This window comes from Caulobacter sp. GW821-FHT10C03, assembly GCF_059415485.1.
Map to the genome: position 1 here is coordinate 1 of NZ_JBWKNI010000010.1, position 23,164 is coordinate 23,164.

At 70.2% G+C, this 23,164-nt stretch carries 23 protein-coding genes; 14 read left to right on the plus strand and 9 right to left on the minus strand.

All coding sequences use genetic code 11. From position 1 onward, the window contains the following. Positions 1–416 precede the first annotated feature (416 nt). The 4 genes from AC07NG_RS14330 to AC07NG_RS14345 all read right to left on the minus strand — a co-directional run bounded on the left by AC07NG_RS14330 (position 417) and on the right by AC07NG_RS14345 (position 3,984). Entirely contained in the window at positions 417–593 is a 177-nt protein-coding gene (locus AC07NG_RS14330; RefSeq protein WP_492853428.1) for a hypothetical protein, read from the minus strand. 80 nt (positions 594–673) lie between these two features. Next, complete coding sequence (locus tag AC07NG_RS14335) at positions 674–2,611, minus strand: transglycosylase domain-containing protein (RefSeq protein ID WP_494594695.1); 1,938 nt, start codon at positions 2,609–2,611, stop codon at positions 674–676. A gap of 85 nt (positions 2,612–2,696) precedes the next feature. Then, positions 2,697–3,719: a sensor histidine kinase gene (locus tag AC07NG_RS14340; RefSeq protein ID WP_110120981.1), complete on the minus strand. Its 1,023-nt coding sequence runs from the start codon at positions 3,717–3,719 to the stop codon at positions 2,697–2,699. Positions 3,720–3,804: 85 nt separating this feature from the next. Beyond that, positions 3,805–3,984 carry a hypothetical protein gene (locus AC07NG_RS14345; protein WP_110120980.1) on the minus strand — a complete coding sequence of 60 codons (180 nt, stop codon included), beginning with the start codon at positions 3,982–3,984 and terminating at the stop codon, positions 3,805–3,807. A gap of 532 nt (positions 3,985–4,516) precedes the next feature. On the opposite strand from AC07NG_RS14345, the gene AC07NG_RS14350 reads away from it, so the two are divergent. Then, positions 4,517–6,154, plus strand: coding sequence for a pectate lyase (locus AC07NG_RS14350; RefSeq protein WP_494594697.1), 1,638 nt, complete (start codon positions 4,517–4,519; stop codon positions 6,152–6,154). Positions 6,155–6,282: 128 nt separating this feature from the next. On the opposite strand, the gene AC07NG_RS14355 is transcribed toward AC07NG_RS14350, so the two are convergent. Continuing rightward, entirely contained in the window at positions 6,283–7,797 is a 1,515-nt protein-coding gene (locus AC07NG_RS14355) for a DUF885 domain-containing protein (RefSeq protein WP_494594699.1), read from the minus strand. Positions 7,798–8,170: 373 nt separating this feature from the next. On the opposite strand from AC07NG_RS14355, the gene AC07NG_RS14360 reads away from it, so the two are divergent. Beyond that, positions 8,171–8,767, plus strand: a complete 597-nt coding sequence (locus tag AC07NG_RS14360; protein WP_494594701.1) for a metal-independent carbonic anhydrase family protein — start codon at positions 8,171–8,173, stop codon at positions 8,765–8,767. Positions 8,768–8,867: 100 nt separating this feature from the next. On the opposite strand, the gene AC07NG_RS14365 is transcribed toward AC07NG_RS14360, so the two are convergent. Next, positions 8,868–9,707, minus strand: a complete 840-nt coding sequence (locus AC07NG_RS14365) for an oxidoreductase (RefSeq protein WP_494594702.1) — start codon at positions 9,705–9,707, stop codon at positions 8,868–8,870. Positions 9,708–9,799: 92 nt separating this feature from the next. Between AC07NG_RS14365 and AC07NG_RS14370 the strand changes: the two genes are divergently transcribed. Continuing rightward, positions 9,800–10,420, plus strand: coding sequence for a TetR/AcrR family transcriptional regulator (locus AC07NG_RS14370; RefSeq protein WP_494594704.1), 621 nt, complete (start codon positions 9,800–9,802; stop codon positions 10,418–10,420). Positions 10,421–10,518: 98 nt separating this feature from the next. Beyond that, the gene (locus AC07NG_RS14375; protein ID WP_494594706.1) at positions 10,519–12,339 is read left to right on the plus strand and encodes a glycoside hydrolase family 9 protein; all 1,821 of its coding nucleotides are present in this window, start codon (positions 10,519–10,521) and stop codon (positions 12,337–12,339) included. Here AC07NG_RS14375 and AC07NG_RS14380 read toward each other — a convergent pair. Beyond that, positions 12,336–12,737, minus strand: coding sequence for a MerC domain-containing protein (locus tag AC07NG_RS14380; protein WP_492853437.1), 402 nt, complete (start codon positions 12,735–12,737; stop codon positions 12,336–12,338). The genes AC07NG_RS14375 and AC07NG_RS14380 overlap by 4 nt on opposite strands. A gap of 195 nt (positions 12,738–12,932) precedes the next feature. On the opposite strand from AC07NG_RS14380, the gene AC07NG_RS14385 reads away from it, so the two are divergent. Next, positions 12,933–13,868, plus strand: a complete 936-nt coding sequence (locus AC07NG_RS14385) for an alpha/beta fold hydrolase (protein WP_494594708.1) — start codon at positions 12,933–12,935, stop codon at positions 13,866–13,868. 275 nt (positions 13,869–14,143) lie between these two features. On the opposite strand, the gene efp is transcribed toward AC07NG_RS14385, so the two are convergent. After that, entirely contained in the window at positions 14,144–14,710 is a 567-nt protein-coding gene (gene efp / locus AC07NG_RS14390) for an elongation factor P (RefSeq protein ID WP_487292302.1), read from the minus strand. Positions 14,711–14,849: 139 nt separating this feature from the next. On the opposite strand from efp, the gene epmA reads away from it, so the two are divergent. From epmA to AC07NG_RS14405, 3 genes are all read left to right on the plus strand, one after another. Beyond that, positions 14,850–15,902: an EF-P lysine aminoacylase EpmA gene (epmA, locus tag AC07NG_RS14395; protein ID WP_494594710.1), complete on the plus strand. Its 1,053-nt coding sequence runs from the start codon at positions 14,850–14,852 to the stop codon at positions 15,900–15,902. A gap of 4 nt (positions 15,903–15,906) precedes the next feature. Then, complete coding sequence (locus AC07NG_RS14400; RefSeq protein ID WP_494594712.1) at positions 15,907–16,269, plus strand: hypothetical protein; 363 nt, start codon at positions 15,907–15,909, stop codon at positions 16,267–16,269. A gap of 113 nt (positions 16,270–16,382) precedes the next feature. Then, positions 16,383–16,823 (plus strand): VOC family protein, encoded by a 441-nt coding sequence (locus tag AC07NG_RS14405; protein ID WP_494594714.1) that lies wholly within the window; start codon positions 16,383–16,385, stop codon positions 16,821–16,823. Positions 16,824–16,904: 81 nt separating this feature from the next. On the opposite strand, the gene AC07NG_RS14410 is transcribed toward AC07NG_RS14405, so the two are convergent. Then, positions 16,905–17,780 (minus strand): LysR substrate-binding domain-containing protein, encoded by an 876-nt coding sequence (locus AC07NG_RS14410; RefSeq protein WP_494594716.1) that lies wholly within the window; start codon positions 17,778–17,780, stop codon positions 16,905–16,907. A 129-nt stretch (positions 17,781–17,909) separates the two neighbouring features. Here AC07NG_RS14410 and AC07NG_RS14415 point away from each other — a divergent pair, with 129 nt between their 5' ends. The 6 genes from AC07NG_RS14415 (at position 17,910) to AC07NG_RS14440 (ending at position 23,156) form a co-directional block, all read left to right on the plus strand. Beyond that, positions 17,910–18,035 (plus strand): hypothetical protein, encoded by a 126-nt coding sequence (locus tag AC07NG_RS14415; RefSeq protein WP_255580250.1) that lies wholly within the window; start codon positions 17,910–17,912, stop codon positions 18,033–18,035. A gap of 225 nt (positions 18,036–18,260) precedes the next feature. Next, positions 18,261–19,301, plus strand: coding sequence for a lysine-2,3-aminomutase-like protein (locus tag AC07NG_RS14420; RefSeq protein WP_494594718.1), 1,041 nt, complete (start codon positions 18,261–18,263; stop codon positions 19,299–19,301). 4 nt (positions 19,302–19,305) lie between these two features. Continuing rightward, positions 19,306–20,067, plus strand: coding sequence for a pseudouridine synthase (locus tag AC07NG_RS14425; RefSeq protein ID WP_494594720.1), 762 nt, complete (start codon positions 19,306–19,308; stop codon positions 20,065–20,067). A gap of 89 nt (positions 20,068–20,156) precedes the next feature. Then, positions 20,157–21,329 carry a S41 family peptidase gene (locus tag AC07NG_RS14430; protein WP_494594722.1) on the plus strand — a complete coding sequence of 391 codons (1,173 nt, stop codon included), beginning with the start codon at positions 20,157–20,159 and terminating at the stop codon, positions 21,327–21,329. Positions 21,330–21,504: 175 nt separating this feature from the next. After that, on the plus strand, positions 21,505–21,765 hold the full coding sequence (locus AC07NG_RS14435; protein WP_494594724.1) for a hypothetical protein: 261 nt from the start codon (positions 21,505–21,507) through the stop codon (positions 21,763–21,765). Positions 21,766–21,869: 104 nt separating this feature from the next. Then, the gene (locus AC07NG_RS14440; protein ID WP_494594726.1) at positions 21,870–23,156 is read left to right on the plus strand and encodes an efflux RND transporter periplasmic adaptor subunit; all 1,287 of its coding nucleotides are present in this window, start codon (positions 21,870–21,872) and stop codon (positions 23,154–23,156) included. Positions 23,157–23,164 lie beyond the last annotated feature (8 nt).

Consider the following 23,164-nt stretch of genomic DNA (forward strand, 5'->3'; position numbering starts at 1 on the left):
ATGCGATCCACAGCCGCTAACTCGGGCCGGTACCAAGAGCCCTCCCCATGGCTGGGATGGGGATGATTATGGGGCGGCTCGAGCAGGTGGGGATAAGCTGGGGTGATAAAGTTGCAGGGCGTTGAGTTCGCTCAACTCTTTTACGAGTACGCCGTGTGAGTGGTGTGCGTATCCCTCGACCCTTCTCCCCTTGCGGGAGAAGGTGGCGGCCGAAGGCCGTCGGATGAGGGGTCTCTCAAATGGGAGACGCTCCGCCCGGCCTGACCGCCGCACGCAGCTTTGAGTTCTGAGAGACCCCTCACCCGACCTGCTTCGCAGGCCACCCTCTCCCGCAAGGGGAGAGGGATCACAGAGTCTCGCCCCTCCACCACTTCGTGGTCCCCCTCCCCCGTTTCACGGGGGAGGATCTGGCGCGATCAGGTGTTCGAACCCGTCAGCATCGCCACCAGGGCGGCGGGGCCGAGGGTGGTGTTGAGGTCGGTGGCGGCTTGGGCGGCCTTGCGGGCTTTGGCGGCCTTGGCGTCGCGCTTGGCCTGGCCGTCGGCCATGGCGGCGGCCCATTTGGTTTTGGGGGGCGGTTTGGGGAGCGGCATGGCGTCCTCCGTGGGTCGCGGGCAGCAGGCCATGGCCGGCCGCGCCCGTCCAATCACAACTCTGCGACACAGAGTTATGATCAGCCGCCGAAGATCCGACGCAGCCAGCCGGGGATGCCGCGGCTGATCTCACGCTCGATCTCGTCGTCTTCCGACGGCGGCGGGGCGCGGGGGACCGGGGCGCGGTCGCGGGCGATCAGACCGGCTTTCAGCCCCTGACCGACGAAGTCGCGCCAGATCTGGGCCGGCAGGCCGCCGCCGGTGACGCCGTTCATCGGCGAGTGGTCGTCGTTGCCGACCCAGACCCCGACCACCAGGTCGCCGGTGAAGCCGACGAACAGGGCGTCGCGATGGTCCTGGGTGGTGCCGGTCTTGCCATAGGTCAGCTGGCCGGTGCGGGCGGCGCGGCCGGTGCCCTCCTCGACCACGGCGCCGAGCAGCTGGTAGAGGGCCGCGCGCTGGGCCGTGTCGAGCGGCTGGCTGGGCGGGGCCGCCTCGCCGACCGGACGCGGACGGCCGTAGGGCGCGACCGGCATGTGGCCCGAGGCGACGGAAGCGTAGGCGCTGGTCAGTTCCAGCAGGGTGGTCTCAGCCGTGCCCAGCGACAGACTGGCGTCGGTCGCCTTCAACGGCGAGGTGATCCCGAGGTCGCGGGCGGCCTGGACCACCGCCTCGCCGCCGGCCGTCTGCCAGATGCGGGCGGCGATGATGTTGTTGGACTGGGCGAAGGCGTCGCGCAGGGTCATGTCCTGGCCCGCCTCGCCCTCGTAGTTCTTCGGGCTCCAGCCGCCGATGGTGACCGGGTCGCCGACCACCCGCATGTCGGTGTGGGCGCCGTCGCGCAGGGCGGCCAGGTAGACGAAGAGCTTGAAGGCGCTGCCCGGTTGGCGCCTGGCCTGGACGGCGCGGTTGAACTGGCTGGCGGCGTAGGAGCGGCCGCCGACCATGGCCACCACCTTGCCGTCGGGGCGCATGGCGACCAGGGCCGCCTGCCCCGCCTTCAGCCGGCCACCCGACTTGGCCAGGGCGCGGTTGACGGCCTGCTCGGCGCGGCGTTGCAGGCGGCCGTCCAGCGTGGTGGGAACCTTGACCTCGCCGTAGCGGGCGGTCTCGAAGGCGTCGGCGATCTGGGGCGAGACCCAGTCGGCGAAATAGCCGCCGACCGGCAGGCTGGCGCGCACCGCCCTGGCGCGGGCGCCGCGAGCCGCGGCCGCCTGCTCGGGGGTGATGAACTTGACCTCGACCATGTCGGCCAGCACCCGGTCGGCGCGGGCGGCGGCGGCCTTGGGGTTGTCGACCGGGTCCAGGCGGCTGGGCGCATTGACCATGCCGGCCAGGATCGCGGCCTGGCCGAGGGTGAGCTTCTCCGGCGGGCGGCCGAAATAGTGCCGCGAGGCCGCGCCCAGGCCATAGACCCCGTCGCCGAAATAGATGCTCGACAGGTAGCGGGCGAGGATCTCGTCCTTGGACAGGCGCAGCTCGAGCCATACGGCGATCACGGCTTCCTGCGCCTTGCGGCGAAGGGTGCGCTCGTTGCTGAGGAAGGCGTTCTTGGCCAGTTGCTGGGTGATGGTGCTGGCGCCCTCGCGGGCCTTGCCGGCCTTGAGGTTGACGGCGGCCGCCCGGCCCATGCCCCAGACGTCCAGGCCGAAGTGATGGCGGAAGCGCCGGTCCTCGATGGCGATGAAGGCGTTGGGCACGTAGTTCGGCAGGTCGGCGACGACGACCGGAGCTTCCTTGTAGGCCCCGCGCCGGGCGAAGGGCTTGCCTTGCGCGTCGAGCAGCACGACGGCGGGGCTGGGCAGCGGCTCCAGGGCGCGCGACAGCGGCAGGCTGACCCCGACCCAGACGAAGGCGGCCAGCAGCATGGCGAAGACGGCGGCCAGAAGGCCCATCCAGCGCGGATGACGGCGGACGAAGGCGAGCGCGCCTCTTGCCTTGGCGGCGACGAAGGCGGCGATGGCGAGCACGACGTGTCGCGCCTTCACCGTCCAAGCTCGCCAGTCGAGATCGGCCACCCGGCCCCCGTTTCCTGTTCAGCCCGCTCCTGGATGGCAGGCAGTTGCGGCAGGAAAGCGTCCGGGAACGGTCAAGGTTTCAGGCTCACGCCTGCAGGGCCATGAAGGCGTCGACCTTGTCGAGGGCGGTCAGGGGCGCGCGGACGGTGCAGACCAGGCCTTCGGGGCGATAGTCGAGGGCGACCTCGCCGTCGAGTTCGCTGGCCAGGGCCAGCTCGATGATCCGCGAGCCGAAGCCGCGCCGGGTGGGCGTCTTGACCGGAGGCCCGCCGTGCTCGGTCCAGGTGATGACGAGGCGCGCGCCGGGTTCGGAGGCCCAGCCGACCTCGACCTCGCCGCCGGGAACCGACAGGGCGCCGTACTTCAGGGCGTTGATGGCCAGTTCGTGGAAGGCCAGGGCCATGACCACGGCCGGCTTGGGCGAGACCATCAGGTCGGGACCGGCGATGGTCGCGCGGTGCTCGCCGCCGAGATAGGGCTTGAGCGAGCCCTCGACGATCTGGCGCAGGCTGGCGGCGGCCCAGTTCTCGTCGGTCAGCACGTTGTGGGTGGCGGCGATGGCCATCAGCCGGCCCTCGAAGGCCCGCCGTACGGCCGGGTCGACCCCGGCGTTGCGCAGCGACTGGGCGGCGATCGACTGGACGATGGCCAGGGTGTTCTTGACCCGGTGATTGAGCTCGTTGACCAGCAGCTGGCGATGGCGCTCGGCCAGCATGGCGGCGGTGACGTCGTGCGAGGCGGCCAGCACCCGCACCACCCTTCCAGCCTCGTCGCGGACCGGCGAGACGGTGGTGTCCCACCAGCGGACATTGCCCTTGGCGGTCGGGCAGAGAGCGCGGAAGAAGGCCGCGCCGCCGGCCAGGGCCTTGTTCAGGGCGTTCTCGACGGCGGGTCGGCTTTCGGGCGGCCACATGTCGGGCCAGTAGCGGTCGCGGTTGCGGCCGTCGAAGTCGTCGATCTCGAACAGCACCCGCCCGCGGCCGTTCATGTATTCGACGCGCCCCTCGGGATCGATGACGCGGATGCAGTCCTGGCTGGCTTCCAGCACGCTGTGGAAATAGGCCCCAGCGGCGGCCAGCACGCCTGCGTCCGTACGGTCCTGCGCCATGCCCCCTCCTTCGCTCCGCCCCCGTTTGGGAGCCAGAGTTGCGCGAGGCCGGGACGCTCGTCAAAGGCGCGTGCGGTGGGCGCCGTCAGAAGGAGATGCTGGGCGCATCCTCGGCGCAGGCTTCCATCAGCCCGACCATCGCGGCGGTGACGCGCGAGGTCTGGGCCATGCGGCGAAGGGCTTCGCGGGCATGGGCGCTGTCGGCGATCTCCGCCTGGCGCTCCAGCCGTTCAGCTTCTTTGAGATGATCGTTTTGGCTCGGCATGGGGTGATTGTTTACTGGAGATGAACGCCGTTCTCCATGCGACCGCGCGACGCAGCTCGGAGAACTTCGTTAGCGGTATCAGCGCCTTAGTGTGTATTTGCACATGGTGCACAGCGCCCGGGAATGCAGGCGTCCGGAATGAAAACACCCCCGGACCCTGAGGGTCCGGGGGTGTCGTCCTGTTCCCCAACAGGACGGCGTCGCCCGCTGCCATCCGGCGCGGCGGCGTCGCCTCATAAACCGATGGTCGTCATTTCGCGGAAAGCCTTGCGCGACACAACGCGGCGGCCTGTCGCACACGCGGCAGGGGAAATTTCGCGCCGGTTCGCCAAAGGCGCTCTTGCCAACAATGACACCGGTGGACATTGTGTCGCCCAACACGCGCCGGGCCAACGGCGGCAAGGACTCGGAGCTTGGCCTCCGACGGGGAAGGAAACCAAGGCGACGCTTGGCGACAGGCGTTCCGACCGCTTCTTGTCCATGCCGCCTGCGTCCTCGCGTCGCGCAAGTTCAGGACCCGGAGTAAGCGTCGATGCCGCTCAGCCCCCTCACCCGCCGCCGCCTGATGGCGACCACCGCGGCCGCCTTCGCCGCCGCCGCGGGGCTGGCGCCGTTCAAGGCCCTGGCCGCCGAGGCCCCGGGCAAGGACGAAGCGCTCGCGACCATGAAGCGGGCCACCACCTTCATGGTCGAGAGGGTCGCCTACCAGGGCGGCTATGTCTGGAGCTACCTGCCCGACTTCTCGCGCCGCTGGGGCGAGATGGAGGCCTATCCGACGATGATCTGGGTGCAGCCGCCCGGCACGGCGACCATGGGCCACCTGTTCCTCGACGCCTATCACGCCACCGGCGACGACTATTACTACGAGGCCGCCAAGCAGGTCGCCGGCGCCCTGATCAAGATCCAGCACCCGGCCGGCGGCTGGAACTATCTGGGCGACCTGGCCGGCGAGGCCTCGATCCGCAAGTGGTACGACACCATCGGCAAGAACGGCTGGCGGCTCGAGGAATTCCAGCACTACTACGGCAACGCCACCTTCGACGACGCCGGCACGGCCGAAAGCGCCCAGTTCCTGCTGCGGCTCTATGTCGAGAAGAAGGATCCGGCCTTCAAGCCGGCGCTGGACAAGGCCATCGGCTTTGTCCTGAACAGCCAGTACCAGGTCGGCGGCTGGCCGCAGCGCTTCCCGCTGAAGGACGAGTTCCACCATCACGGGCGGCCCGACTACACCGGCTTCATCACCTTCAACGACGACGTGGCCGGCGAGAACATCGAGTTCCTGATCATGGTCTGGCAGGCCCTGGGCGACCCGCGCGCCCTGCCGGCGATCAAGAAGGCCATGGACTGCTTCCTCGCCTGCCAGCAGCCGCAACCCCAGCCGGGCTGGGGCCTCCAACACCGTGTCGCCGACCTGAAGCCGGCCGGCGCCCGCACCTACGAGCCGGAAGCCTTCGCCACCCACACCACGGCCGCCAACATCACCGCCTGCATGGGCTTCTACGAGCTGACCGGCGATCCGAAGTACCTGGCGCGGCTCTCCGAGGCGCTGGACTGGCTGGAGACCCTGCGCCTGCCGGTCGAATATCAGAAGGGCCGGGCCTTCCCGACCTTCGTCGAGATCGGCACGGGCAAGCCGCTCTATGTGCACCGCACCGGCAGCAACGTCGTCAACGGCCGCTATTACGTGGACCAAAACCCCGAAAATACCGTGGCGCACTATTCGTCGTTCCGGGGGATCAACATCCCGGCCCTGCGCAAGCGGCTGGAGACGCTGAAGGCCACGCCGCCCGAGGTCGCCAGCAAGGCCTCGCCGCTGAAGGCCGGCCGCCAGGCGCTGCCGAAGTACTTCACCCTGAAGGACGTGTCGGTGTCGGACCTCAATGTCGGGGCCCTGAAGGGCGACACGGCCGCCAGCGCCCCCGACAAGGTCGCCGGCCTGATCGCGGCGCTGAACGAGGCCGGCTGGTGGCCGACCGAACTGAAGGCGACCTCCAACCCCTATATCGGCGACGGCTCGGCCACCCCGGCGCCGGGGGATTTCAGCCGCACCCACGTGGGCGATGCGAGCGACACCTCCCCGTACGTGACCGACAAGCCGAAGATCGGGATTTCGACGGGCAGCTACATCGAGAACATGGTGACGCTGCTGAAGTACGTCGGGGCGGCATAGCCGCCTGCGGCGGCCCCCTCAGTCGCTCCGCGACAGCTCCCCCAGAGGGGGAGCATCTGGCTCGGCGCTTCTAGATCCTCCCCCTCTGGGGGAGGTGGCCCGGAGGGCCGGAGGGGGCCCGCGCGGCGCTAGATCATCCCCGGCGGCAAAGTCCCGCGATCCAGCACCTTGCCGTGGAACTCGCGCAGGGTCCCGCCCCAGGCGCGGCGCAGGCGGGCGAGCTCCAGCCAGTACATCCCCTGCCCGGCCGCGACGCCCGGCGCGATGGCGGCGCGTTCGACCTCCTGGGTGAAGGGGGCGAAGATCACCGGGTCGCCTTGCGTGTCGGCCAGGAAGGCCATGGCGCGCTCGGGGGTCCAGCCTTCCAGGTGGACGCCCAGGTCCATGCGAGCGCGGGCGGCGCGGAACAGGATCCAGTAGAGGCCGCCGATCTCGGCCAGGGGTTCGCCGTCGAAAGCGCCCATCTCCCAGGCCAGGTGCTCGGCATAGACGGCCCAGCCCTCCATGGCGGCCGGACAGGCGACGCGCGTGCGGTAGGGATGGGCGCCCGAGGCCTCCTCCAGCGGGATCTGCAGCATGTGGCCGGGGATCACCTCGTGGTGGACCACGGCCGGCAGGCTCCAGCTGGGCCGGCGGCGGATCTGCTTGAGATCGAGATAGTAGGCTCCGGGTTTCGAACCGTCGGCCGAGGGCAGGTCGCGATAGCCCTGGCGCCCCGAGGCCTCGTCGGCGGGCGACATCCGGCGCACCGAGACGGCGTTCACCGCGCCCGGCAGGTTGGCGAACGCCAGGGGCAGGCGCGCGCGGGCCTTGGCCAGCCAAGGCGCCATGTCGGCCACGGCGCGGTTCCGGCCGGCGTCGTCGTCGCTGTAGAGAAAGCGTTCGTCGGCGGCCAGGGCGCGCAGGCGCTCGCCCACCCCGCCCTTCGTCAGACCCTGGGCTTTCAGCAGGACGTCGGCGCGGGCGTGCAGGGCGCGGATCGTCTCGTCCAGACGGCGGCGGGCCTCGACGGGCGCGAGGGCCGCGCCCAGTTGGCCCTTCAGCGCCAGGGCGTAATAGGCCTCGCGGTCCTTGAAGCGGATCCCGGCGGCCTTGCCGGCGCGGGGCTTGAGGCTCGACAGCGCCTCGGCCTGCCAGACCAGGGAGGCGGCCAGATCCTTGCCGAGGCCGCCCTTGCGGACGGGCTCGACGATCGCCGTCTCCAGGCGGGCGATCAGGAAGGCCGGCGGGACGACGCCGGCCGCGGCGGCGCGTTCGATCTGGTCGGTCTCGGCGTCGATGCGCTTGGCCAGGGCCGCCTCGGCCTCGGGCTTGCCGGCCGCGTCGGCGACCTTCAGCCAGGCGCCGGCCCGGGTGGTAACGACATAGGGTCCGGCCGCGCCGGCGCCAAACGGGAAGCGGCGCACGAGCTCGGCCTCGATGGCCGTCGCGTTGCGCACGGCGTCGTAGTCGAGGCGGGCCTTGGGCGAGAGGGTCGCGGGATCGAGGGCGGCCAGGGCCTTCAGGCGATCGGCCGCGCCGGCGACCTTGGGAAAGCCGTCGAGCAGGGTCTTCAGGGCCGCGTCTCCGTTCTGGCGGGCCAAGGCCGGCCCCGCCGTCAGGCCGGCGGCCGTCAGCAGCATCATCCCGCGACGATCGATCATTCCCGGCCTCTCCCTTGCCGTTGTTGATCCCTGTCGTAGCGGGAAAGACACCGGTGTCCAGAGTGATCCGCGAAGACCACGACATGCATCACTAGGTTGCATGAATCGGTAAAACCACCCAAAAGCTACTTCCGGAACCTTGGGGGAGGAACCGAGCATAGCCTCGGCCGCATCGCGCTCGGACCGACGCCCGAACCGACGCTTAAATCGACGCTGGGGCCGCATCGCCGACGCCGCGCTCTCCCCGCTTGAAGTTTCGATCCTCCGGGCGGCCCAGGGCCGGCCCCGAAGAAACAGTGACAGTCAGCGTCCGCGTCCAACGACCCGCGCGCGGCCCATGCGAGGCCGACGTTCCGCCATGGAGGTAAGACCGATGAAACACGCCACTCGTCGCGCCCTGACAGCCTCGCTGTTCGGCCTGGCCCTCGCCGCCACCACAGCCCCGGCCCTCGCCGTGGCCGGAGACGCCGCCCCCCCGCAGCAGATCACCGAAGCCGAGGTTCTGGCCGCCGCCGACGCCTGGGGCAGAGGCCTGGTGTCCATCTCGGTCGCCTACAACGGCAAGCGGGAGAACCTGCCGCGGGCTAAGGCCGTGGCCAGCGCCTTCATCGACAGGGCCTACGGCTACAATCTGGGTCCGGTGCTGTTCAAGCCGACCCTGACCACCAAGCCGCACGTCTTCCGCCTGACCAAGGAGGGCGCGCTGTCCTACTTCGTCGACGACGATCCGGAATACAACGACGACGGCTTCGCGCTGAAGGAGCCGTGGCGCCGGGTGGTGTTCAAGCCCGTCGGCATCCAGATCAACGGCGCCGTCGCCAGCACCATGGGCACGGTCGAGCTGTACGTGAAAGGCCAGGACGACAAGCCGGCCGTAGTGGTCGACAAGACCTGGGTGTTCAAGAAGGACGACAAGGGCGTGGTGCGGATCATCGTCCACCACTCGTCCCTGCAGTTCAACGGGTACTGAGGCGGCGGCGGAACCGGCCCGTCGCGCTCGGTCGATCGGGCGGGCCGGTTCAACTGATGGGGCGGGCGTTGCGCTGTCGCTCGCACGGCCCCCCTTCCACCTAGTCGAAGTTCGTCGACCGCGAGAGCGCATCCCAGGCGTCGATCTCGGCTCGCATCAGGTCCAGCTTCTGCTCGACGACAGCCAGCGCGTCTTCGCCAAGAAACAGCCGGGTCGGCGGAGCGTCGGATTCCACGAGCGTCAGCAAGGCCTGCGCCGCCTTGGCCGGATCGCCCGGCTGGCGTCCGCTCTTGGCCTGACGCGCCGAGCGGATCGGATCCATGATCGCGTCGTAGGCGGCGATGCTGCGCGGCGCACGGTCCATCGAACGTCCGGCCCAGTCGGTGCGGAACTGCCCCGGCGCCAGGGCGGTCACGTGGATGCCCAGCGACTTGACCTCCTTGCCCAGGGCCTCGGAGATGCCCTCCAGCGCGAACTTGCTTCCGCAATAGTAGGCGATGCCGGGCATGGTGATGAAGCCGCCCATCGAGGTGACGTTGATGATGCGGCCAAAGCCGCGCTCGCGCATGCCGGGCAGCACCGCCTTGATCATCGCCACCGCGCCGAAGACATTGGCGTCGAACTGGCGGCGCAGATCGTCGATCGACGACTCCTCGACCACGCCTTCCTGGCCGTAGCCGGCGTTGTTGACCAGCACATCGACCGCGCCGAACCGGCGCTCCGCATCGGGAACCTGAGCGGCCACGGCGTCGAAATCGGTGACGTCGAGCAGCAGCGCATGAGCTCGCCCCGGCGCGAGCGCCTCATGCTCCGACGCGGCTTGCGCGTTGCGGACCGTACCGATCACCACGTGGCCGACCTGCAAGGCGGCGCTGGCGAAGGCGCGGCCCAGGCCGGAGCTGACGCCGGTGATCAGAAACGTCTTGGTCGATGCGGTCATGGCAGATCTCGAAGCCGTCAGATGTGAGAGTAGAATTTTATATCATGATATAATTTATTGACGCAAGACGCGGGGCGCATCACCTTGGCCCCATGGTCGAGATGACGGTTCGAGAGCAAAAGCGAACACTGGCGCGGGAGGCGGTGCTCGACGCCGCCGAGCGCCTGCTCCGCGCCGATGGCGCCGCCTCGTTCTCGATGCGCGAGCTGGCGGCCGAGGCAGGCGTGAGCTTCGCCACGCCGTTCAATCAATTCGGAAGCAAGGCGGCGATCGCGCAGGCGCTGTCGGCTCGCCGGATCGATCTGATGAGCGAGCGCTTTTTCGAGGCCGCGCCTGCCGGCGACGCAATCAGCCGCGTGTTCGCCGCCGTATCGATCGCGGTCGCCGTCATGCTCGAGGAGCCCCAGATCAACCGGGCGATCATCCGTTCGCTAGGCTTTCCTGGCGCCAAGCCGAGCGAGGTCAGCGCCCAATCGCGAGCCCTGTGGGCCACGGCGTTCGGCGATGGCGACGGCGTCGATCCCGCCCTGGCCAAGGTCGCCGCCGAACGTGCGCCCGAGCAACTGGCGATCGGCTTTCGCGGCTGCCTGTCCTTCTGGATCGCCGACGAGATCACCGATGCTCAGCTTCCCGAAAAGGCGCGAGCAACGGCCCTCACCGTCCTGCTGGGCTTCGTCGAGCCCACCCGGCGCGCTGGCTTGCTGCGGTCGTGAAGCGCGAAGAGAACCAGTGACAACGCTGTCACTGATCGCCTAGTTTGCCGACGGGGCGCACGAAGACGCCCATCTGTCTTGCGTTCCCGGAGGAAGCCTTGCCGTCCCGTCCGATCCTGGCCCTGCTGGCCGCCTCCGCCTTCGCCGCGCCCGTGATGGCCGCCGAGCCGCCCTCCCCGATCCGGTTGAACCAGGTGGGCGTGCTGGAAAGCGCGGGCAAGCTGGCGGTGCTGCCGGAGGCCTCGGCCCAGCCGCTGGACTGGACGCTGAAGAACGCCGCCGGGCGCGTGGTGCTGAAGGGCAGGACGATCGTGGTCGGCCCCGACGAGGCCTCGGGCGAGCGCCTGCACCAGATCGACTTCTCGGCCGCCCCGGCCGGCGCGGGCTATCGGCTGAAGGCCGGCGGACGGGCCAGCCGGCCGTTCGCGATCGCCGCCCATCCCTATGCGCGGCTCAAGCGCGACGCCCTGGCCTTTTTCTACCAGAACCGCAGCGGCATACCGATCGAGGCCCGGTTCGGCGATGATCCCAAGCTGGCCCGCCCGGCCGGCCACGCGCCGGACAAGGCGACCTGCTTCAACGGCAAGGACGAGCGCGGCCAGGCCTGGGCCGGCTGCGGCTACACCCTCGACGCCAGCAAGGGTTGGTACGACGCCGGCGACCACGGCAAGTACGTGGTCAACGGCGGCATCGCGGTGTGGACGCTGGTGAACTATCGCGAGCGGCTGGCGGCCCTGGGCCGCAAGGACGCGTTCGGGGATGGAAGCCAGCGCATCCCCGAGGCCGGCAACGGCGTCTCCGACCTGCTGGACGAGGCGCGGTGGGAGCTGGAGTTCCTGCTGGCCATGCAGGTTCCGACGGGCACGACCATGGCCCTGCCGGTCGGCCATCAGGGCAAGGGTCCGCTGACGCTCACCAGCATCGACGCCTCGGGCATGGCTCACCAGAAGCTGACCGACGCGTTCTGGACCGGCGTGCCGACCGCCCCGCACGAGGACCCCGCCCCGCGCTTCCTCTATCACCCGACCACCGCCGCGACCCTGAACCTGGCCGCCGTCGCCGCCCAGTGCGCGCGGGTGTGGAAGACGGTGGATCCAGCCTTCTCGGCCCGCTGCCTGACGGTCGCCCGCTCGGCCTTCGCGGCGGCGCGGCGCAATCCGGAGATCTACGCCCACAGCCAGTTCACCGGCGGAGGCGGCTATGGCGATCCGGAGCTGTCGGACGAGCTGTTCTGGGCCGCGGCCGAGCTGTGGGCGACCACCGGCGAGGCCGCCTATGGCGAGATCGTGCGGGCTTCACCGCACATGCCGGCCGCCGGCAAGCCGGCCCAGGCGCCGGGCTGGGGCTGGACGGCGACCCTGGGCGTGATGTCGCTGGCGATCTCGGACACGGTTCCGGCCGACGCGCGCGACGCGGCGCGGGCGGGGCTGGTCGCCGCCGCCGACGGCTATGCGGCCGAGGACCTGAAGGCCGGCTATCGCCTGCCCGACGCCGGGACGCGCTATTCCTGGGGGTCCAACGCGGTGATCATGAACCGGGCCATGGTGCTGGGCGCGGCCTATGACGTCACGGGCAAGGCCGCCTATCGCCAGGCGGCGGCCGACGCCATGGACTACGTGCTGGGCCGCAACCCGCTGGACCAGTCCTATGTGACGGGCTGGGGCGCGCGGCCGATGAAGCATCCGCACCACCGCTTCTGGGTGGGCCAGGGCAAGTACCCCGCCCCGCCGCCGGGGGTGATCTCGGGCGGGCCCAACAACACCGCCTTCAGCGACGAGGTGGCCAAGAAGATGCAGGGCAAGTGCGCGGCCCAGACCTGCTGGGTCGACGACGCCGGCGCCTTCACCCAGAACGAGGTGGCGGTGAACTGGAACGCGCCGTTCTTCTGGGTGGCGGCGTTCCTGGATGAGGCGCCTTAGGCGGCCGGCTCCAGCTCGCCGCGCTCCGCGCACGAGCAGATCCGCGCGTTCAGCAGGTGGACGCCGGCCAGCATCAGGCCGCCGAGGCTGGTCAGGCCAGCTTCGGCCCAGTCGCTCATGGGGACGAAGGCGCCGGCGGTCATCAGGGCCAGGCCCCCGGCGGCCAGGGCCACCATGCGCGGCCGCCGCCAGTTGCCCGAGCGCGCCAGGGCGAAGACCGAGATCGGCGCGGCCATGGCCAGGAACAGGGGGTGCAGCCACTCGGCGTGCGACAGGTTCGCCGCCAGCGGCAGCAGGGCCGCCATCACCGGCAGGGCCAGGCAGTGCACGAGACACAGGCTCGAAAGCCCGATCGCCGCGCCGTCGAGACCCCGTTGCAGGTGGTTGTGGCGGGGCATGCGGAACTCCGGGTACGACGGTCGAGGCGACTTAAATGTTATTACATAACACTCAGTCAAGAGGCGCCCGGCGGAATTTCCGTCAACGCGTCCGACGCGTCCGCTCCGTCCGACCCCGGGCGGGATCATCCAAGTCGCCGCGTGCCTGATCGGCGATGGTCCGGCCGCGACCAAAGCGACTGGAGGACCCTCGCCATGCAAACGATCGATCGCTTGACCGGCTCACGCAGAGGCGTGCTGCTGTCGGGCCTGGCGCTGGGCCTGGCCCCGCCGGCGCTGGCGCAGGCCGCTCCCGCCGGCGCCGTGAACGCCCCCACCCGCTATGTGGAGAGCAACGGCCGGCGCCTGGCCTACCGCTCGGTCGGCGAGGGAACGCCGCTGGTGCTGTGCACCCGCTTTCGCGGCAACCTCGACAGCTGGGACCCGCTGTTCCTCGACAGCCTGGCGCAGCGGGGCTTTCGGGTCATCACCTTCGACTATACGGGCCTTGGCCTGTCGACCGGCGAGAAGACCCTGAACCCGTTCTCCTGGGCCAAGGACGCCAGTGATCTGGTCACCGAGCTGAACCTCGACAAGGTGGTGCTGCTGGGCTGGTCGCTGGGCGGGATCGCCGCCCAGGCTGCGCTGTCGATCTTTCCGGGCAAGATCAGCCATCTGGTGCTGATCGGCACGACGCCGCCGGGACCGGTCGCCAAGCTGGCCGAGCCGCTGTTCTACCAGGCCGCCGCCCGCGAGAACGACTTCGAGGACGAGGTGATCCTGTTCTTCGAGCCCAACAGCCCGGCCAGCCGCGCGGCGGCCCGCGCCTCGCACGACCGCATCGCCGCGCGCACCGCCGAGCTGTCGCCGCCCGTGCCCTACCAGTGGGCCGCGCAGAGCCTGGGCGACGCGCCCAAGGCCAATCCGTTCCCCGCCCCGCCGATCCTGCAGATCCTGAAGACCACCACCATCCCCATCCTGCACATCGGCGGCGACCACGACCTGATCTGCCCGGTCGAGAACTGGTACGCCCTCAACGACCAGCTGCCGACGCTGCAGCTGCTGACCTACCCCAACGCCGGCCACGGCCCGCAGCACCAGCACCCGGTGTCGAGCGCCGCGCACATCGAGACGTTCGTGCGGCTGGGGTAGCTAGCAGTCACGTCGGACGTTGGCGCAAAGGCTCCTACCCCGCTTGCGGGGGAGGGGGACCCCGAAGGGGTGGAGGGGGCGTGACCGGGCGCCGAGCTTGAACTCGCCCCCTCCGTCACGGCGCTGATAGCGCCGCGCCACCTCCCCCGTACGCTTCGCTACGGGGGAGGAGTGTCGCCACCGCCGTCCACGCTTCATGTGTATTCAGCCAAACGAAAAACCCCGGCGACCTCGCGGCCGCCGGGGTTCGTCAGTTCCAGTCGCGTGAAGGACGATCAGTCCTTGGCGCGTTCCTGATAGGTGTTGTCTTCGGTCAGGATGACCACGCGGGTGCCGACGGCGATGTACGGCGGGACGGTGGTCTTGACGCCGTTGCTGAGCAGGGCCGGCTTGTAGGACGAGCTGGCGGTCTGGCCCTTCACCGACGGTTCGGTGTCGACGACTTCCAGGATCATGGTGCGCGGCAGTTCGATGGCGATCGGCACGTCGTTGTGGGTCGACAGCTGGACCGTCATGTTCTCCTGCAGGTAGGGCGCGGCGTCGCCGATCACGTCCTCGGAGGCCACGACCTGGTCGTAGGTTTCCGGGTTCATGAAGTGGTAGCCCTCGCCGTCCTGGTACAGGAAGGTGTGGTTGCGCTGGTCGACGAAGGCGCGCTCGACCTGCTCGGTGGTGCGGTAGCGTTCCGAAACCTTCACGCCGTCGCTGATGCGGCGCATGTTCAGCTGGGTCACCGGGGTGCCCTTGCCGGGGTGGATGTTGTCGACGGTCAGGACGACATAGAGCTTGCCTTCCATGTCGACGACGGCGCCCTTGCGGAGCGAGCTGGCGGCTACCTTCACGTGAGAGTCCTCGAAGATCGGGCGACGGCGCGTTCAAGACCGCGCGCGCGTGTATTGCAGATGAATCCGTGTGCCCCTCTATAGCGAACGGGGCTAGATCGCCAGCCCTTCCGTCGTTTCGCCCTTTCCGAGCCAGCCCGTGACAGCCCCCTCTCCTTCTCCCTGGTGGAGCCCGCGCAAGCACCAGGACCGCCGGCCGTTCCTGCTGGCCCGCAACCGGATCACGGCGGCGGTGCGCGACTGGTTCGAAAGCCGCGACTTCCTGGAGATCGACGCCGCCTGCCTGCAGGTCTCGCCCGGCAACGAGGCGCACCTGCACGCCTTCTCGACCGAAGCGATCACCCTGGCCGGCGAGCGCGCGGCCCTGCACCTGCACACCTCGCCGGAATTCGCCTGCAAGAAGCTGCTGGCGGCCGGCGAAGAGCGGATCTTCAGCCTGGGCAAGGTGTGGCGAAACCGGGAACGGGGGCCGCTGCACCATCCGGAGTTCACCATGCTGGAATGGTACCGGGTCGGGCAGCCCTACGAGACCCTGATGGACGACTGCGCGGCCCTGCTGGCCCTGGCGGCGGAGACGGCGGGTAGCAAGCTTTTCAGCTTCCGGGGTCTGGACTGCGATCCTTTCGCCGCGCCCGAGCGGTTGACGGTGGCGCAGGCCTTCGACCGTCATGCTGGCGTCGATCTGCTGGCGAGCCTTGGCGAAGGCGGAGAGACCGACCGCGACGTCCTGGCGGCCTCGGCCACGGCGGCGGGGATCCGGGTGTCGGCCGACGACACCTGGGCCGACGTCTTCAGCCGGGTGATCGTTGAGAAGGTCGAGCCGAACCTGGGGATCGGCCGCGCCACGGTGCTGTGCGAATACCCGACCGCCGAGGCGGCCCTGGCGCGGCCCAAGCCGGGCGACCCGCGCGTAGCCGAACGCTTCGAGCTCTATGCCTGCGGGGTGGAGCTGGCCAACGCCTTCGGCGAACTGACCGACGCCGCCGAGCAGCGCCGGCGGTTCGTCGCCGAGATGGACGAGAAGCAGCGCGTCTACGGCGAGCGCTATCCCATCGACGACGACTTCCTGGCGGCCCTCGAGCACATGCCGCCCGCCGCCGGCTCGGCCCTGGGCTTCGATCGCCTGGTGCTGCTGGCCACCGGCGCGCGGCGCATCGACGAGGTGCTGTGGGTGCCGGTGGCGGAGGTCTGAGGCGATGAAGAGGCTCGCTCTGGTTTCCCTCGTCGTCGCGGTCCAGGCCTGCGCGCCCAACGCCCAGGATCAGCGCCGGACGGCGGCCCGCGACGCCGTTCGCGACGCCGGCTTCGCCGACGCCCGGTTCGAGCGCGGCCAGTCACCGACCTTGCTGAGCCTGTGCGACGTCGGCCAGCTCCACAAACGTGGCTGGGCCTTCCGTTGGCGAGCGCAGGGCGCCGAGGGTCTCTATTGCGCCCGCGACGACGGACGGACCGACACGATCATCCTGCTTGAAGGCTCCCCTGCCTCGGCCCCAATCGGCGACGTACCGATCGAAACGGCCACGCCCAAGGCGCGGAAGTTGGCCCGGACCGTGCGCTAAGCTCGCCCGACGGGGTGGAGCGGCGGCCGTACGATCTTTTTCAGGCGGAATGTCGGTTCCGCCGGCGGCTGCGCGTCCTATGGTCCGGACAGACGCGGAAAGGGAGAGCCGCCATGAAGATCGTCACCAGCCTCAGCTTCAAGGGCGAGTGCCGCCAGGCCTTCGAATTCTATGCCCAGGTGCTGGGCGGCAAGGTCACCGCCGCCATGCCGTTCGGCGACGGCCCGCCCGACATGCCGATCGATCCGAAATACAAGGACTGGCTGATGCACTGCTGGCTGGACGTCGGCGACCAGGCGCTGATGGGCGCCGACCTGCCGCCCGAGTTCGCCCCCAACATCGACAAGCCCAAGAACGGCTTCGACGTGACCTTCCACACGGACGACGCCGCCGAAGCCAGGCGGGTGTTCGAGGCCCTGGCCGAGGGCGGCAAGGTGGGCATGCCGTTCGCGGCCACCTTCTGGTCGCCGGGCTACGGCAGCCTGACCGACAGGTTCGGCATTCCGTGGATGGTCAACACCATCCCTGGCGCGGACTGGCGGCCGGGGACGTAGCTTCAGCGCCTTGAAAGCTCGTCATCCCGGCTCTCCGCGCTGCGCGCTGCGGCCGGGATGACGACGGTGGGGGATGGACGCCTATGCCTCCCGCCCCACCTCGGCCAGCAGCCAGTCGCGCACCTTGAGGATCCGCGCCAGCCGGGGCGCGTCGGCGCGCCAGACGACGTGGTGGCCGGTCTCGACCTCGACCTCGCCGGGGAAGGGGCGCACCAGGCGGCCGTCGCGCAGGTCGCGTTCGGAGAGGCCTTCGCGGGCCAGGGCGACGCCGATCCCCTGGGCGGCGGCGTCGAGCATCACCGAGGTGTCGTCGAAGGCCAGGCCCGTGATCATGGCCGGCGGCTCCAGCCCCATGCCCCGGAACCAGACGGCCCAGTGCACCCCGGTGTGGCGCAGCAGCGGCACGGTCAGCAGGTCGGCCGGACAGCTCATCGGGTGCTTCTCCAGGAAGCCCGGCGAGCAGACGGGGAACAGCCGCTCGCCCAGCAGCGGGATCGACTCCACGTCGGCCCAGGGGCCACGCCCGAAGCGCAGGGCGATGTCGACGCCGTCGGTGCGCAGGTCGGCCTTGCGATCCTCGATGCGCAGCTGCAGGTCGGCCTCGCCGGTGTCGGCGGCCAGGCGGGCCAGGCGCGTGACCAGCCAGCGGCTGGCGAAGGCGGCGGTGGCGCTGACCACCAGCGGCCCTTCGAGGGTCTGGCGGGCGCTCTCGACCCCGGCCTTCAGGATCGACAGGGCCTCGGCCACGTGCTCGGCTAGGCGCCGGGCGGTGGGCGTGGGGACCATGCCGTTGCCCTCGCGTCGGAACAGGGCCGCGCCCAGGTCCTCCTCCAGCTTGCGGATCTGCTGGCTGACCGCGCCGTGGGTGACGTGCAGCTCGTCGGCCGCGCGGCTGTAGCTGCGGTGGCGATAGGCCGCCTCCAGGGCGACCAGGGCGCTGAAGGGCGGAAGGCGCAACGCGACCCATCTCCGTTAGCTGGCCTCACAACCTGACGCAGAAGCCATCGTTCGTAAAGCCGACGTGGATTTGCGATTGTCTCCCTGCGGCCGCCCATCCCCGCGACCGCATCTAACAGGATTGAGACGATGAAACTGCTGCTTGCCGGCGGCGCCCTGGCGCTCGCCCTGATCGGCGCGATCGACCGCGCCCCCTCCTCGCCCTTCCGCGCCGAGCCCTGGCCCGGCAGCGTGCCGGTGCACAGCCCGAGGTGAGGGATGCCCTCCCGCTCTACTTTCCCGTCATTCCCGCCCTTGTGGCGGGAAACCCTGGTTCAGCCCGCAAGTGAAGCGCCAGCGGCGTGCCAAGCACGCCGCCCCGTCCGCCCTTGCGGTTGACAGAGGGGTTCCCGCCACAAGGGCGGGAATGACGGGAGGAAGGGGGAGCGCCACCCGCCGCATTTGCCAACCTCGCCCGTTCGGCGCATATCCCCGGCGATCATGATCGCCGCCAAGACCATCCGCAGCGCCAGGGCCCTGGCGGACGCCGGCCTCGTCGCCGCCGAACGCCTGCCGGCGCTGGAGCGCGTGGCCGCCCAGTACGCCGTGGCCATCACGCCCGACATGGCCCAGCTGATCGACGAGGCCGACCCTTTCGACCCGATCGCCCGCCAGTTCGTGGCCACGGAAGCCGAGCTGACCACCCTGCCCGCCGAGAGCGCCGACCCGATCGGCGACTTCGCCCACAGCCCGGTCGAGGGGATCGTCCATCGATACCCTGATCGCGTGCTGTTGAAGCCGACCCACACCTGCGCGGTCTATTGCCGCTTCTGCTTCCGCCGCGAGATGGTCGGGCCCGAGGGGCTGAAGACCCTGTCGCCGGCCGAGCTGGACGCCGCCTTCGCCTATGTCGCCGCCCGCCCGCAGATCTGGGAGGTGATCGTCACCGGCGGCGATCCCTTCGTGCTGTCGCCGCGCCGCCTCGCCGACCTGATGGACCGGCTGGAGGCCATCGAGCACGTCAAGGTCGTGCGCTTCCACACCCGCATCCCGTCCGTCGATCCGGAAGCGGTGACGCCCGAGCTGGTGGCGGCGCTGAAGCGCGGGAGCAAGGCGGTCTATGTCGCCCTGCACGCCAACCACGCCCGCGAACTGACGCCGGCCGCCCGCGCCGCCTGCGCGCGGCTGGTGGACGCCGGCGTGCCGATGATCGGCCAGACCGTGCTGCTGAAGGGCGTCAACGACGATCCCGAGAGCCTGGGCGCGCTGATGCGGGCGCTGGTCGAGACGCGGATCAAGCCCTACTACCTGCACCAGGGCGATCTGGCCCCCGGCACCAGCCACCTGCGCACCACCGTCGAGGAGGGCCAGGCGCTGATGAAGGCCATCCGCGGCCGCTATTCGGGCCTGTGCCAGCCGACCTACGTGCTCGACATCCCCGACGGCCACGGCAAGGTTCCGATCGGCCCCACCTATCTGGACGACGGCGCGGTCGAAGACCCGCGCGGCCAGACCCACGCCTATCCCCCGAAAGCCGACTGACCCCATGGCCTGGACCCGCACCTACGACGAGGCCGAGCCTCAGCGCGTCAACAAGTGGCTGGCCCAGAGCGGGGTCTGCTCGCGCCGCGAGGCCGAGGCCCTGATCGGCCAGGGCCTGGTGACCATCGACGGCGAGGTCGTCGAAGACGCCGGCCGCAAGATCCTGCCTGGCCAGACCCTGGTGCTGAACGACGGCGCCACCGCCCAGTTGGGCGCCGCCATGACGGTGATGATCCACAAGCCGATCGGCATCGTCTCGTCCCAGCCGGAAGGCGAGCAGATCCCGGCCGTGCGGCTGCTGACCAGGGCCGCCCAGTTCGGCCAGCCCGGTCCCGTGCCCGGCCGCGACAGCAAGCTGGCCCCTGTGGGGCGGCTGGACATGGACTCCCGGGGCCTCTTGATCCTGTCCGAGGACGGGGTGGTGGCCAAGGCGGTGATCGGCCCGGAGTCGACGCTGGAGAAGGAATACCGCGTCCGGGTGCGCGGCGAGCTGACCCGCGAGAAGATCGACTGGCTGCGCCATGGCCTAGAGCTGGACGGCCGCAAGCTGAAGCGCGCCGTCGTCGATCGCCTGGGCCAGGAGACCCTGCGCTTCGTGCTGACCGAAGGCCGCAACCGCCAGATCCGCCGGATGTGCGACCTGGTCGAGCTGGACGTCATCGACCTGTTCCGCCACCGCGTCGGCCCGATCGAACTGGGCGACCTGCCCGAAGGCCGCTGGCGCCCGCTGACGGCGGCCGAGCGCGAGGCGCTGATCAAGGGCTGAGGCCCTCTCCGCCTTACCCCGCTGTCCTGGCGAGAAGCGTTACCGAAGTTTCAGTTGTCCGCAGGCCGCGGGCGCCCGAGCTTCCGCTGATGCTTCTTCGCTTTTCCCCCGCCCTGGTTCTCGCCGCCGCGATCCTCGCCGACGGTTCCGCGGCCCTCGCCCAGACGGCCGAGGACTTCAAAGCCGACGCGCTGTCGATCGACCGGCTGATCGAAGACAACTACGCCTATCTCGACCGCTTTCCGTCAGGAGCGGCGACGTCGAGCCCGCGGCTGCGCGCCGAGGCCGAGGCGGTGCGCGACTCGCGCTCGTTGACCCGTTACGCCGAGCGCCGCCTGGCGGCCCTGGCCGACCCGCACGCCATCACCAGCCGTTCCTTCAACGACAGCTGGGCGCTGGTTCCCAGCTATTCCGACCTCTGGATCGAGCCGGACGCCGGCGGCTATCGCGTCACGGCCGTCCGCCCGGACACGCCGGCGGCCACGGCAGGCGTGGCGGTCGGCGATCGCCTGCTGGAGGTCGACCATGCGCCGACGGCGCAGGCGGTGGCGGCCTTCTGGCGCGACCTTGGGGTCGAGGTTCCGCCGGACGGCGCGGGCTATGCGGCGCGGCAGCTGGCGGCGGGGCGTCGCGACCGGCCGCGCGTGCTGACCATCCGCAAGGCGTCGGGCGAGGTCCGCACCCTGAGCCTGCCGAGCCTCTACGCCACGCCGCGCCAGGACCGGCCGCCGGTCACCGTCGAACGCGGCGGCAAGGCGCTGACCATCCGGTTCAACGACTCGCTGGGCGACGACGCCACGATTTCGGCCTTCGATCAGGCGATGGCGCAGGCCCGCCCCGGCGAGACCGTCATTCTCGACCTGACCGAGACGCCCAGCGGCGGAAACACGGTGGTCGCCCGCGCCGTGATGGGCTGGTTCGTCTCGTCGGCGCGGCCCTATCAGGTGCACCGGCTGATCGCCGAGGAGCGCCAGAGCGGCGTGCCGCGCCAATGGATCGAGGAGGTGCTGCCCCGCGCGGGCCGTCATCATTCCGGTCCGGTGAAGGTGCGGGTCGGGCGCTGGACCGGCAGCATGGGCGAAGGCCTGGCGATCGGCCTGGACGCCCTCGGCGCGAAGGTCTCGGGATGTCCGATGGCCGGCCTGCTGGGGGCGGTCTACGACTACCGCCTGGACCATTCCGGTCTGGTCCTGAAGCTGCCGACCGAGCGCCTGTCGAGCGTCGGCGGCGTTCGCCGGGAAGACTTCGCCTGCAAGCCCTGAAGGCGCTTTTCGCCGATCCTGGTCATGGGCCGGAACTAAACGGGCGATTGAACTCGCGCCTGTACCGAAACTTTCCGCCCATTTTTGCAAGTTCGCCGGACGCCGTTTCAAAGCGGCAACATCGCCGCCACTTCGCATTGCTAGCCGTGCGGTCCCCTCAATTTCGGAGACCGACATGAAAGCCGTTCTCGCCGCGATCGCCCTGAGCCTCGCCGCCGCCTCTTCCGCCCCCGCCCTGGCCCAGGGTCACGACCAGCACGGCGCCCAGGCGCCGGCCGCCCAGCAGCCGCAACAACAACGCCACGACGCCAAGCCGGGCAAGGAATCCAAGCAGGAACGCCACGTCCGCGCCTGCAAGGCCAAGTACCGCAGCTTCGACGCCAAGCGCGACGCCTTCCGCGGTCCGAACGGCAAATGGATCAAATGCCGCCTCTAGCAGTTTAGCTTGAGCGTCGGGTCGCCAGCGTCGGCGACCCGACATTTCCTACCCTCGCCTATCCCCGACCATCTTCGCCGCCCGCCCGCGCCCAGAGGCCGTCCATGACCGAATCCAGCCCGTCCTACTCCGCCCGCAAGCCCAGCCGTCGGGCGCGGATCATCGGCGGCGCCGTCGCCGTGGCGGCCCTGGCGGGCGTCGGCGTCCTGGCCTGGACCCTGCTGCACAACGGCGGCCAGGGCGGCGGCGATATGGGCGGACCCGGTGGTCCCGGCGGCCCGGGCGGCGGCGGTCGTCGCGGCGGTCCGGCCAGCACCGTGGCGGTGGCGACGGCGGCCAAGGCCGACCTGCCGGTGGTGATCGAGGCCCTGGGCACCGTGACCCCGGCGGCGACCGTCACCGTCAAGCCGCAGGTCTCGGGCGTCATCACCCAGGTGCTGTTCCGCGAGGGCCAGCTGGTCCAGGCCGGCCAGACCCTGGTGCAGATCGATCCCCGACCGTTCCAGATGAGCCTGATGGAAGCGCAGGGCAACCTGACCCGCGACGAGGCCCAGCTGTCGGTCGCCCAGCTGACCCTGAAGCGCTACCAGACCCTGCTGGCCCAGGACTCCATCGCCCGCCAGGAGGTCGACACCCAGGCCGCGACGGTCAAGCAGCTGGAAGGCACCGTGATGGCCGACCGCGCCGCCGTCGGCACCGCGCGGCTGAACCTCGGCTTCGCCCGCATCGTCGCCCCGGTCAGCGGCCGGGTCGGCCTGCGCGTGGTGGATGTCGGCAACTACATCGCCTCGGGCGACTCCAGCGGCGTGGCGGTGATCACCACCCTGTCGCCGATCGACGTTGAATTCACCGTCCCGCAGGACGACGTGCCGCGCATCTCGCAGCGGGTGTTCGGCGGCGCGACCCTGCCGGTCACCGTGCTCGACCGCACCCGCACCAACACCCTGGACCAGGGCACGTTCTCGACCCTCGACAACCTGGTCGACACCGGCACCGGCACGGTGAAGGGCAAGGCCCGCTTCCCCAACACCGGCGGCAAGCTGTTCCCCAGCCAGTTCGTCAATGTCCGCATCCAGCTCGACACCCTGAAGGACGCCATCGTCGTGCCGGCCACGGCCGTGCGCCAGGGCTCGGACGGCTCGTTCGTCTGGAAGCTGAAGAGCGACCAGACCGTCACCAAGACCAAGGTCACGACCGGTCAGGCGACGACGACCCAGGTGGCGGTCACGCAAGGCCTCGCCATCGGCGACAAGGTGATCACCGAGGGCGGCGACCGCCTGACCGAAGGCGGCAAGGTGCAGCTGCCGGGCCAGGTGCAGCGTCAAGGCGCCGGCAAGGGCAAGAAGGGCGAGCAAGGCAAGGGCGGCGAAGGCCGCCGGCGTCCGGAATAGGCCGGAAG